This window comes from Salmonirosea aquatica (assembly GCF_009296315.1).
Lineage (GTDB): Bacteria > Bacteroidota > Bacteroidia > Cytophagales > Spirosomataceae > Salmonirosea > Salmonirosea aquatica.
The window spans coordinates 1628097-1640368 of the sequence record NZ_WHLY01000002.1 but is presented as its reverse complement, the minus strand read 5'-3'; the positions used below and the strand labels follow the sequence as shown (position 1 = coordinate 1640368).

Genomic DNA, 12272 nt, shown 5'->3' with positions numbered 1-12272 from the left:
AGAAAAAAATCAGAAACTCCACCGCCTTACCAGATGCCCGTAAAAAGCATAGTACACCAGGTACAAATAGCACGGAATGAGTACCCAGTAAGCATCGCGCAAGCTATACAAATCCGCAAAATAACCGTACAGGAGCGGCATGAGTGCGTTGCCGCATAATCCCATGATTAGAATGGACGCGCCCAGCTTCGTGAAGCGACCCAATTCGTCCAGCGCCAGCGGCCAGATTCCGGCCCATACCAGCGAATTGGCTAATCCCAGCATTACGACAAACCAAATGGAGATGTCGGCGTCGTGGCCCATAAAATTGACCCTTCCGCTGGCAAAGATGATGAGTAATGTAAAGACCGTTCCCAGTAACGTGCAGATACGCAGCGCATTGACCTGCCGGATGACTTTGGGAATGAGTACGATGCCCAACAGGTACCCACAAATGGTAAGAAAAAGCGTATACGAAGGAAATACTTTGGCTTCCAGCAGACCAATGCCCATGGAGCCCGCGTAGGCGATGATGGTATCGATGGCGATGACCTGGGTACCTACGTGCAGAAAAATGGCAACGGCCCCCAGAATCAAATGGGGGAATTTGAAAATGCTGTTCTTACCCGCATTGGCCAGCGCCAGTTCGGGGCTTTCCTGCTCGGTGTTGAGTTCGGGGAGCGGGGAATAAAAAACCAGAATTCCCAAAATAAAAAGTACCGTACCCACGGTAGCGTAGGGGACGATCACCCGGCGGATCAATTCATCCAGCGCCGCGCCGCGTTCGGTCTCGCCCATCGAGGACAATTGCGCGAATAAATCTGTATCGGTAGGGCGCAGAATAACGGCGGCAAAGAGCAGCGGAGCCAGGATACCCGCCGCCTTGTTGCAGATACCCATAATGCTGATCCGCTGTGCCGCTCGCTCCTTGGGACCCAGAATCGTGATGTAGGGATTAGCCGCCGTTTGTAAAATCGCCAGTCCCACGCCGATCATGAACAAGCCCAGCAGAAACACTTCGTAAGTACGGGAGTAAGCCGCCGGTACAAAGATGAACGCACCCAGTGCCATGGACCAGAAACCGATCATCATGCCCTTTTTGAAACCCGCCGCTTTGAGCAGGTAGGCCGCCGGCACCGACATAATGAAGTAGGAAATGTAAAAAGCGAAGGCCACCAGGTACGACTGAAAACTGGTCAGTTCGCAGGCAATCTTGAAATAGGGAATCAGGATGGCGTTCACCCACGACACAAAGCCGAAAATAAAAAACAAAACGCCAATGATGAGAATCGAGATAACAGTGTCCCGCTTGCTCAACGAACTGGCATCTACGACTTGGGAGGCAGTTTTCAAGAGGTTGGGTAGTTGGGTGGTTAGGTTCTGATGATTTTGAATAGCCGAAAATCGACTGTCAATTTATACGGTAGGTGCCCAGCCTTTCTCATACTCCCGTTTCCAGTATTTCATGGCCTGAGGATTATTCTTGATATGGCCGTTGCTCGAATCAACATCCAGCGCACCGCCCGAGCGCAAAGCAATATTTCCCAACTGACAGAGTAGGGTACTTTGATGTCCGCCTACGATGTCGGATTTCAGGGGGGTACCTTTAGTAATACCATCGTAGAAATTCTGGAAGTGAAAGGCATCCAACGCCTGCGAAGGATTCATCTTGTTGCGCGGATCAATCACCAGGTCGTTCTTGACCTCTTTCACCAGCTTGTTTTCCAGATCGTAAACCTTGTACGAATTTCCGCTCTCGATCAGTATGGAGCCTTTTTCACCGTAGAACATGACACCCACACTTTCGCCTTCCACGGTGCGGCCGTTACAGCTGCGGCCTTCCCAGGTCAGGGCGGTATTGTTCGGGAATTCCATGGAAATCACCTGCGTGTCGGGTGTTTGCCAGTCGTCTTGGTAGCGGTAGCGCCCGCCCGAGGAGGTAACGCGGGTAGGGTACTCTACCCCGAGGCCCCAGCGCATGAGATCCACCATGTGGGTGCCGTTGTTCAGGGCCTCGCCCGTACCCCAGTTCCAGAACCAGTGCCAGTTGTAGTGAATCAGGTTGTCCTGATACGGCTGACGCGGTGCGGGACCCTGCCAAAGTTCGTAATCGAGCCATTCGGGTACGGCCACTTTCTTGCCCGTGCCGATGGAAGCGCGGTTATTGGTGTACCAGCCCTTGGCAAAGTACGGGCGGCCAATGGTACCCCCCTGTACTTCGGCGATACCCGCCGCCACGTTGGGCCACGAGCGCCGCTGATTGCCCATCTGAATCACGTTTTTGTACTTTTTTGCTACGGCTACCAGCATCTCTCCTTCGTTGGGATTGTGGCTGCAAGGTTTTTCGAGGTAGACGTGCTTGCCTGCTTTAGATGCCAGGATAGCCGCCGGCGCGTGCCAGTGGTCGGGCGCGGCAATCACCAAAGCATCCATATCCTTATTCTCCAGAGCCTTCCGGAAATCGGGCTGCGCCTCGGGTTTCCGGGTAGCCAGTTTTCCCACGGCCTCGATGCACTTGGCTGCCGCCCGGCTATCTACATCCGAAATGGTCAGGATTTCAAAATTGGGCTGGACAGCATAATTGGAGGCCAACGCCAGTCCCCGGCTATTGACGCCCATGATGCCTAGCATGACCCGTTCATTAGCCCCAATAATGCGGGCGTAACTTTTGGGGCTAAAACCGGGCAGCATGCCGCCCAGCGATAAGGCAGCTGTGCCAGCCAGCGTTTTTTTGATAAAATCGCGACGTGAATTATGTTCCATATCTATTTGGTTTTTGCTTTCTGCATGACACTTTCCAGCGTGACGGCCGCCCCGTTTTGCCGCTTGCTTTCGTCGGCGGCTTCCATAAAGGCAAATATTTCCAACGTTTCCGCGGCCGAAACGGGCGGGGTACCTGTTTCAAAAAATTGGATGATCTCTTTCAAAAGTGGTTCGTAGCCCGCGTAGGGCCCCAGCACGATATTGCCATTTTGGGTGAATACCGTCCCGCCATACTCGTGCTTACCCGAGCGGGTACCCCGGAAGGTACCCACGCGGCCATCGCCCCAGGTACCTACCACAATGTCGGTTAGGTCGGTATGGATGCGTTCCACACTTTTACAACCCGTGCCCATTACGGTAAACAGCGTTTCGACGCCATGCACGCCGTACCAGAACAAATCGGGATGGGTTTTCTCCAGTACAGCCGGGCTGAATGTATCGGCCCCAACGACCGTACCTTTATCCAGCCCCTCCACGCCTTTGATGTAGCGTAGCGATGAGGCCGAAAACAAGGGTACATTATATCGTTTGGAAGCCTCAAAAATGGCAACGGCATCGGCCAATGAACCCGCGATGGGCTTGTCCACAAATACGCGCTTGCCCGCTTTCAGGACCGGAATCACTTGTTCGAGATGTCGCCGTCCGTCGTTGGTTTCCAGCAGTACCACATCGACTTTGGTCAGCAGATCCGCAATGGAATCCACAATCTCGACACCCAGCTTTTTGACGGTCTCGGTATATTCAGGAATGCGCTTGACGCTCGACTCGATATCCTTGCTACCCTGCGGATAGGCCGCCACCACACGGTAGCCCTGGTAGGTTGCATCGGGTTCGGCCGCATTGAGTACTTTGGTGAATGCTACGCTGTGCGAAGTATCCAGGCCGATAATCCCGATCCGCTTACCCGCCAGGTACCTGGGATCAGAAAAACTAAGTTGAGAAAGTCCGAGCCCCGTAACGGCGGCGGTTTTCATGAAGCTCCGACGGGAGAATGCGTTTTCCATAAGGTTCGGAAGGTACTGAATAGAGTCGTAAATGTGACGATAAAAGTTGGCAGATACTCTCACAAAGGCATCAAAGGCCCGTCTCTACCTTTAAAGTGGTCCTGCCACTAGTACGGAGAACCAGGCGAAGTAGGCTAGTTTAAGAATCTTTTTTCAAGTAAGGGGTTAGAATCAGGTGCGCAGTAAGATGGCTCTTAACTTACGTACCATGCTTATGCTTATATGCCGAAATAACCCTTGTGGATTATGATAAGTATTTTATCCCTACTCTACTGCACCGAAGTTCGGTAGGTACTCCGGTATTCGCGCGGTGTCTGGCGGGTGAGCTTCTTGAAATTCCGGTTGAAATTGGAGAGCGTGTCGAAGCCGCTTTCGTAGGCGATCTGGGAGATAGTCCAGGAGGTATCCAACAGAAGTTTAGTGGCGTGACCAATGCGGATTTCGCTAACGTAATCGGTGAAAGTCTTGTTGGCCCGGGCGCGGAAATACCGACAAAAAGCGGCCTCACTCATACCCGCCAGCGACGCCGCTTCGCCCAGCCGGATATCGTCTTTGAAATGTTGCCACACGTAGTTATGTACCTTTTGCATGCGTTCCGTTTCGGATACCTTGTATGTGTTCGTATAATTGTGGCTTGTGATGGGCTGGCCTTCGGTGCTATGGGCTAGGGTGTTGAGAAGCTTCAGTAGCCCGATAATGCGTTCAAAACCATCGCTGACCAGCAGCTTGCCCAGTGTGCTTACAATGGCGGTGCGGGCTTTTCCGGAGTAGGCGATGCCGCGCTTCGATTCCCGGAGCAACTGCTCTACCGGGTGTAACTCCGATTTGGCCAGGAATTCCTTTCCCAGAAAATCCTCCTGAAAATAAAGCACAATCCCGCGGGTCTTTTGGGTACTTTCCTTCTCAAAGTAAGTAGCCTCACTGCGCCATAAATGCGGTATGTCGGGACCCAAAAATACCGTGTCGCCCGCCTCAAAGGGCCGGATGGAATCCCCGATCAACCGGCTGCCCGTACCTTCCAGGACCGTAAAAAGCTGATAATGGGGATGAAAATGCCAATTGGGATCAAAATGTGGCTCTTCAAGCTGCTGGATAGTCAGTGAAGCTGTTGGGCTTTCGATGTTTTTGAGAAGTGCAGGTTTCATGGTAGCTAAATATTGCTCAAAAATATTTCATTCTTTTTATTAGAAGTCAAAATCAAGTCAATACTAATCAAATCTCGTAAAGTATGTAGCATTTTATTGTTGTAAAATTGTACTTTGAAAAATTGCAGAGGTAAACGGCCGATAGCCCATGACTACTAATCAGGGCTTTAATTGAAATGGCCGCGAACGGATGATTTAGCTAAATTGAGTATTAAAAAAACGTTAGTGGCTAACAGCCATTAGCTGACAGCCCTCTTATGAAATACAGCATGAACCTCCTTCTATGGGGGACCCAGGTGGATGAAAGCCTTTTTCCGGTGCTTGATCTGATTCAGGAAATCGGGTTTGAAGGAGTGGAGGTACCCGTCTTTAATCCCGATCCCGATGCCTGGCACGGCTGGCGTAAACGGCTGGACGAAATGGGCCTGCACCGCGAAGCGGATACGTTCTGCGGTGCCGACACCAATCTGATTAGTCCCGATGCCAGCGTTCGCGCCCATGCGCTGGAAACATTGAAACGTAGCGTGGATTGTGCCGTGGTACTGGGAGCCAAAAACCTGATGGGACCTTTCAACGCAGCCCTGAGCGTATTCACGGGCCAACCTGCCACCAGCGAAGAATGGAAATGGGGAGTAGAAGGTATTCAAAACCTGTCGGAATATGCCCAGAATCAGGGTGTGGGACTAGGTATGGAGTACCTCAATCGCTTCGAAACCTACCTGACCAGCTGCGGTGACGACCTGATCCGCTTCGTGGATGAGGTGAACCATCCGGCCTGCCGGATCATGTTCGACACCTTTCATGCCAATATCGAGGAAAAAAACATCGGCGACTGTATCCGTACCATGGGCGACCGAATCTCATTTATCCAATTGTCCGAAAATGACCGATCCACGCCCGGTAAAGGTAACGTGGCCTGGCCGGGCGTATTTCAGGCCATTCAGGATATACAGTACGACGGCTGGCTGAGCATCGAGGCATTCAGCCCGAAGCTACCCGCTGCCAACATCTGGCGTAAGATGTTCGATTCCGAAGAACAACTCATGCGCGATGGGTTGGCTTTCATAAAAGCCAATACCCTCTGTCCAACTTTGTAAAACCACCTGATTACTATTTAATTCCAATGAAACAAATTAACATTGCCATTGTCGGTCTGGGATTTGGGGCCGAGTTCATTCCCATCTATCAGCGGCATCCCCACGCCAATATGTACGCTATCTGCCAGCGCACCGAATCGAAACTCAACGCCGTGGGCGACGAATTTGGAATCGATGTACGTTACACCAGCTACGATGAACTGCTGGCCGATCCCAAAGTGGATGCCGTACACATCAACTCACCCATTCCCAACCACGCCGAGCAGACGTTGAAAGCTTTGCGGGCGGGTAAACATGTGGCGTGTACGGTACCCATGGCTACTTCGGTGGAAGACTGCATGGAGATTGTGAAGGTCTGTCAGGAAACCGGCCTGAAATATATGATGATGGAAACGGTAGTCTACGCCCGCGAATTCCTTTTTGTCAAAGAGTTATACGAAAAAGGGGAATTGGGGAAAGTACAGTTCCTGAAAGCCAGCCACCAGCAGGATATGGAAGGCTGGCCCGACTATTGGCCCGGCTTACCGCCGATGCACTACGCCACGCACTGCGTGGGACCCGTGGCCGGACTACTCAGGCTGGAAGCCGAGTATGTTTCCTGCTTTGGCTCGGGTACCATCAGCGAGGATCTGGTGAAAATCCATAATTCGCCGTTTGCCGTAGAATCGGCCCATATCAAATTCAAGGATAGCGACTTGTCGGCCTATGTGTACCGTTCGCTGTTTGACACCGCCCGGCAGTACCGCGAAAGCTTCGAGGTATACGGTAGTAAGAAATCGTTCGAGTGGCCGTTGATTGAAGGCGAACATCCGGTGATTCACACCGCCAAGAAACCTGAGCCCGAGATTCCCGAGCGGGTCGAAACGCCTGATTATGCGCACCTGCTGCCCGAGGAAATACAATCCTTTACGGGCCGTGGGGTATATGATGCCGGTGAGAAGGCACACCTTTCGTTTGTGCAGGGTGGCGGCCACGGCGGCTCGCATCCGCACCTGGCGCATGAGTTTATCTCGGCTCTGATCGAGGATCGCGACCCGTTCCCCAACGCGGCGCAGTCGGCCAACTGGACCAGTGTGGGGATTCTGGCACATGAGTCGGCGATGCAGGGCGGGAAGATCATCCAGGTACCGGATTTCAAGAACCCGTGAGATGTGGCCGTCTTACACAATCTGGTTCGCGTCGCAGACGAAAACTAGGAAATAATACAGCAAAAACAATTTTAATAATAAAAACTATGAAACGTATTGTCCTCTTCTTACTGGCCTTGTCCCTGTTTGGGGCCTGCGCCCGCACGTCGGGTGTAACCCAAACCGACAAGCAGGAAGCCAACAAGCCGCGGCGGTTGGAGGTACTCTTCCTGGGTGACAACGGCCACCACCGGCCCATCGACTTTGTGCCCAAGCTCATGGAGGCTATGGGCAGCAAGGGTATCAACTTTACCTATACCGATAAGCTTACGGACCTGAATCCGCAGACGCTGGGCAAATACGATGCCCTGCTGCTGTACGCCAATTGGGACAGTATTGCCCCGGCGCAGGCCAACGCCTTATTGGACTTTGTGGCGGGAGGTAAAGGTTTCTTGCCTATCCACTGCGCTTCCTATTGTTTCAGGAATAATCCTGAGGTAGTGAAGCTGATCGGCGGTCAGTTCTGGCGGCATACGATGGATACGATTCAGCCCGTGTGGGTGAAGCCCGACCACCCCGCGCTGGCGGGCGTCGAACCGTTCAAAACCTGGGACGAAACCTACCTGCACGAAAAACTGCAACCTGATAATATCATCCTGACCGAGCGGATCATTCAGCCCGATCAGGCCAAGGACAAACCGGGCGTTACGAGGGAACCCTACACCTGGGTACGTACCCACGGTAAAGGAAAGGTATTCTACACGGCTTATGGCCACGATGAGCGTACCTGGAATCAGCCGGGATTCCAGAATCTGATCGAGAAAGGAATTATGTGGGCAGTAAGTGACGAAGCGCGCAAGGCCCACGAAGCGCTCAACCCCAAGCCGTTTGAGTATCGGGTAGCCAAACTGCCCAACTACGAGCAGCGGCCGGGCCCGCAGATGCAGCAACTACCACTGTCACCCGAGGAATCGGTGAAGCACATTCAGATACCGGTGGATTTTACGCTGGATGTTTTTGCCCATGAGCCGGACGTCATGCACCCCATCGCGCTGGCCTGGGACGAAAAAGGAAGAATGTTCGTACTGATCACCAAAGACTATCCCAACGAACGTAAGGAAACCGGCGGCAGCGATTACATTCTGATTTGTGAGGATACGAACAAAGACGGCAAGGCTGATAAATTCACCCGCTTTGCCGAAGGCCTGAGTATTCCCACGGGCATGGTGTTTGCCAATGGTGGTCTCATCGTATCGCAGGCGCCGCACATGCTCTTTTTGCAGGATACCGACGGCGATGACAAGGCCGATGTGAAGAAAATCCTATTCTCGGGTTTTGGTACCTTCGACACCCACGCCGGGCCTTCCAACCTGCATTATGGCTTCGACAACTGGGTCTATGGCGCGGTAGGGTACTCGGGCTACAAAGGCAAGTTTGGGGACAAAGACAGTCTGAACTTTGGTCAGGCGCTGTACCGTTTCCGCCCCGACGGCTCCGACATGGAAATTATGACGCGTACCTCGAACAATACTTGGGGACTGGGCTTCAATGAAGCGGGCGATCTGTTCGGCTCTACGGCCAATAATTCGCATGGTTGGTACATGGCCATTCCCAGCCGGTATTTTGGAGACAGCAAGATCGACAACGGCGGTCGCAGCACGGACACGCACAAGGATATGAAACCCATCACACCCAAGGTACGTCAGGTAGACGTGTTCGGTGGTTTCACGGCGGCGGCTGGTCACAATTTCTATACGGCCCGTGCTTTCCCGAAGCATTACTGGAACAGCGTGGCCTTCGTATCGGAACCTACAGGCCACGTGCTGCATCAGAACAATATGGTGAAACAAGGTACCGACTACCAGGATGCCGCCGACTTCAACCTGCTGGCGGGGGCCGACGAATGGGTGTCGCCCGTCTTCGCTGAGGTAGGTCCCGATGGGGCCGTGTGGGTAGCTGACTGGTATAGCTTTATCATTCAACATAACCCTACCCCCAAAGGATTCGACAACGGGGGCGGAAACGCCTACGATACCGATCTCCGCGATTATACCCACGGGCGGTTATACCGGGTTGGCTGGAAAAATGCTCCGGCTTATACGCCCATTGCGCTGGATAAAAACAATCCTGCCCAATTGGTGGCTACGTTGAAAAATACCAATATGTTGTGGCGGATGCACGCGCAGCGGTTGCTGGTGGAGCGCGGCAATAAAGATGTGGTACCCCAATTGATCGCTTTGGTAAAAGATAATTCGGTAGATGAAATCGGTCTGAATCCGGCGGCTATCCACGCGTTGTGGACACTCCACGGCCTTGGGGCGGTCAATGATGGACCCGGTTTGGAAGCCGCCACGGCTGCCCTGCGTCACCCGAGTGCGGCCGTGCGCAAGAATGCCATTAAGGTACTTCCCAAAAATGCCGCCACGGCTCAGGCGCTCCTCAGTGTGGATGCTTTGCACGATAAAGAGCCCCTGGTGGTACTGAATTCCTTGCTGGCCTTTACCGAAACGCCGCTAAGCCCCGCCGTAGAAAACGCACTGCTGGCGCGGATCGATGAATACAAGGAAGCCGACGACCGCTGGCTACCCGACGCCTTTGCGGTAGTGATGAATGCCCATGACGGTGCGATCCGGCAGAAGTACCTGGCGAAGCGACTGGCTTCGGCGGGACAGCGCGCCAAGGCTTCTACCATGGCCACGATGGACCATGCAGGCATGGATCACACCCAGCATGCTATGAAAGAAACCAAGCTGGCGGATGGCAAGCCCGACCTGGCCATTACCAACATCACCCTGGGACCATCCAGTCCTTTTGTGCGGGAGTACGCTCGTATTACGTTGCAGATCGTCAACCAAAGTACCGTGGCCATTCCCAAAGAAAAGGTACCTGTGGTAACCGTAGCCATTCGCGGCAGTGGACTGGAATTGAATTACATCAGCCGGAAACTGGACAAAGGACTGGCACCAGGTGAAAAGGTGGATCTGGCGGAGGGAAACAACGGTCCCTGGAACGCGGGTTTTGGTTTTACGGCCGAACAAGCCGGGAAAGTAACCGTGACGGCAACCATCGACCAGGACAACGCCGTGGACGAAGCCGACGAGCGTAACAACGTATTTAGCAAGACCTTTGAGGTACGTCGCCCGCAATTGCTGTCGGATTTCGCGCTGGAACGCGCCGCCCGTAGTTATGCGTCGTATGCCGATGCCAGTGCCGTGATGGATTTGCTCAAAACCGCGCAGAATCTGGATTCTGACGGGAAATTTGCAATCACCAAGGGCATTCTGAACGGCTGGAATGTTAAGCGCAAAGAAACCGCCTCCCCCGAAGCCCGGGAATTGCTGGCCAGTTTGAAAGAGGGGGTACCTTCTGACCTGTCGGGCCGCATGACGGCCTTCATGGAATCGTTCGGGATGAAGGATATGGAAGCTGCCGATCCCAACGTGCAGGTGATTCGTATCAAAGCCATTCGCGAAGCGTTGAAATATGATCTGACGCAATTCACGGTAACCGCCGGAAAGCCCGTAGAGATTATCTTTGAGAATCCCGACGCCATGCAGCACAACGTCGTCATCGGCAAGCCCAAGACGATGGAAATCATCGGAGCCGCCGCCGACAAACTAATTACGGCCAAGGACGGAGCAGAGAAAAACTACGTACCCGATATCCCGCAGATCATTGCTTCCACGCCGCTGGTCAACCCCGACCAGACCTACCGTTTGAAATTCATAGCCCCCGCCACGCTGGGTGATTATCCCTACGTGTGTACCTTCCCCGGTCACTGGCGGTTGATGAATGGCGTGATGAAGGTCGTGAAGGAAGATGTGGCGAAAACCGCTAAGTAGTAGGTCAGGTACCTTATTATAAAAACAGGGAGGCTCCGTTCGCGGAGCCTCCCTGTTTTTGACCAGCGAGCCGTGCCACGGTTTGAACCGTGGCACGGCTATCAAACCCATATGAGTAAGCGGACCATATAAACCATTAAAAGTCCCTTTGACTAGTTGAATTTTTAAAAGATGGGCAAGCTCTCAATTAAAAAAGCTATGATATTAGTAACAATACAAAAAGTACGGCGTTAATAGTACAAATAATAATTGATAAAGTGCAAATAAATACAAAAAGTACTGCAAAACTTTCGTATATTTACGAGTTTTGTGCCATTTAAAAAAACTGAAACTCAAAGTAAAATCAAAAAAAATGAAACTCTTTTTTACACTTACTTTTCTACTTATTTCTGACATTACTTTCGGACAAAAAATCGAATGGATTCCTTTTAATTGGCAAGGTGACAGTGTTTCAGGAAAGTATTTAGACAAGCTTTATATTACAATTCCTGTTACGATTGACAATATGCCTAACAAATTTAATATGCAGTTCGATTTAGGGGCTAAATCAACTATGATTTATGGTAAATCATTTGAAAATTATTTGGACAACAATAAAAATCTTTCTAAAAAAATTGATACGAGCCTTGTATTTTGGATGGACAATGGAAAGAACTTCAAATTTAAAAATGTTGACTTTAAGTTAGGTAAAGTTAGTTTTGGAAATCGAGATATTGGGTTGTTTAAAGACTTTGGAGATATTATTCCGATAGATTCTATTATTACAAATTCTGAAAAACATATTGGGACAATTGCACCAGATTTATTTCAAGACAAAATTCTAATAATTGATTATCCAAACAAAAGGATATGTGTCACATCTGAACTGCCAAAGCAATTTGTCAAAGCAAATTTCAGACCTTATAAAATCAAAGATGGGAGAATAAAAATACCATTTCTCATAAATAACAAACAAGAGGACTTGCTTTTTGATACAGGTTCAAGTTTATTTGCTCTAATGACAACAGAAGAAAGGGCGAAACAAATTTCAAATGAAAAAATTATAGATTCATTAAAAATATCAAGTTGGGGAGAGTATTACATGGTTTATGGTCAGACAGTCAACTCAAAAATAAAATTTGGGAAGAAAGAACTTAAACCTGCAACTGTATTTTACGACAGACTTAATAAGTTTGACAAATTTTATGACGAAGAAAAAATTTGGGGAATTACAGGAAATGCTTATTTTTTAAATAACATCGTTATTATTGACTATAAGAAAAAACTGTTTGGAGTAAAATAAACGGCACACAACATAGTATTTGCAATATGGCTG

At 50.9% G+C, this 12272-nt stretch carries 8 protein-coding genes; 4 read left to right on the top strand and 4 right to left on the bottom strand.

The genetic code is table 11. The annotated features are described in order from the left end of the window. Positions 1–9: 9 nt before the first annotated feature. The 4 genes from GBK04_RS07895 to GBK04_RS07880 form a co-directional block, all read right to left on the bottom strand. Complete coding sequence (locus GBK04_RS07895; RefSeq protein ID WP_152758400.1) at positions 10–1332, bottom strand: sugar MFS transporter; 1323 nt, start codon at positions 1330–1332, stop codon at positions 10–12. A 63-nt stretch (positions 1333–1395) separates the two neighbouring features. Continuing rightward, positions 1396–2742 carry a Gfo/Idh/MocA family oxidoreductase gene (locus GBK04_RS07890; protein WP_152758398.1) on the bottom strand — a complete coding sequence of 449 codons (1347 nt, stop codon included), beginning with the start codon at positions 2740–2742 and terminating at the stop codon, positions 1396–1398. Between the two features lie 2 nt (positions 2743–2744). Then, positions 2745–3746 carry a Gfo/Idh/MocA family protein gene (locus GBK04_RS07885; protein ID WP_373330812.1) on the bottom strand — a complete coding sequence of 334 codons (1002 nt, stop codon included), beginning with the start codon at positions 3744–3746 and terminating at the stop codon, positions 2745–2747. A 269-nt stretch (positions 3747–4015) separates the two neighbouring features. Continuing rightward, positions 4016–4891 (bottom strand): AraC family transcriptional regulator, encoded by an 876-nt coding sequence (locus GBK04_RS07880; RefSeq protein ID WP_152758396.1) that lies wholly within the window; start codon positions 4889–4891, stop codon positions 4016–4018. A gap of 269 nt (positions 4892–5160) precedes the next feature. Between GBK04_RS07880 and GBK04_RS07875 the strand changes: the two genes are divergently transcribed. From GBK04_RS07875 to GBK04_RS07860, 4 genes are all read left to right on the top strand, one after another. Next, the gene (locus GBK04_RS07875; RefSeq protein ID WP_373330811.1) at positions 5161–5988 is read left to right on the top strand and encodes a sugar phosphate isomerase/epimerase family protein; all 828 of its coding nucleotides are present in this window, start codon (positions 5161–5163) and stop codon (positions 5986–5988) included. Positions 5989–6014: 26 nt separating this feature from the next. Beyond that, positions 6015–7136: a Gfo/Idh/MocA family protein gene (locus GBK04_RS07870; protein WP_152758392.1), complete on the top strand. Its 1122-nt coding sequence runs from the start codon at positions 6015–6017 to the stop codon at positions 7134–7136. An 86-nt stretch (positions 7137–7222) separates the two neighbouring features. Continuing rightward, positions 7223–10957, top strand: coding sequence for a PVC-type heme-binding CxxCH protein (locus GBK04_RS07865; protein ID WP_152758390.1), 3735 nt, complete (start codon positions 7223–7225; stop codon positions 10955–10957). A 352-nt stretch (positions 10958–11309) separates the two neighbouring features. Continuing rightward, positions 11310–12239 carry a hypothetical protein gene (locus GBK04_RS07860; protein ID WP_152758388.1) on the top strand — a complete coding sequence of 310 codons (930 nt, stop codon included), beginning with the start codon at positions 11310–11312 and terminating at the stop codon, positions 12237–12239. Positions 12240–12272 lie beyond the last annotated feature (33 nt).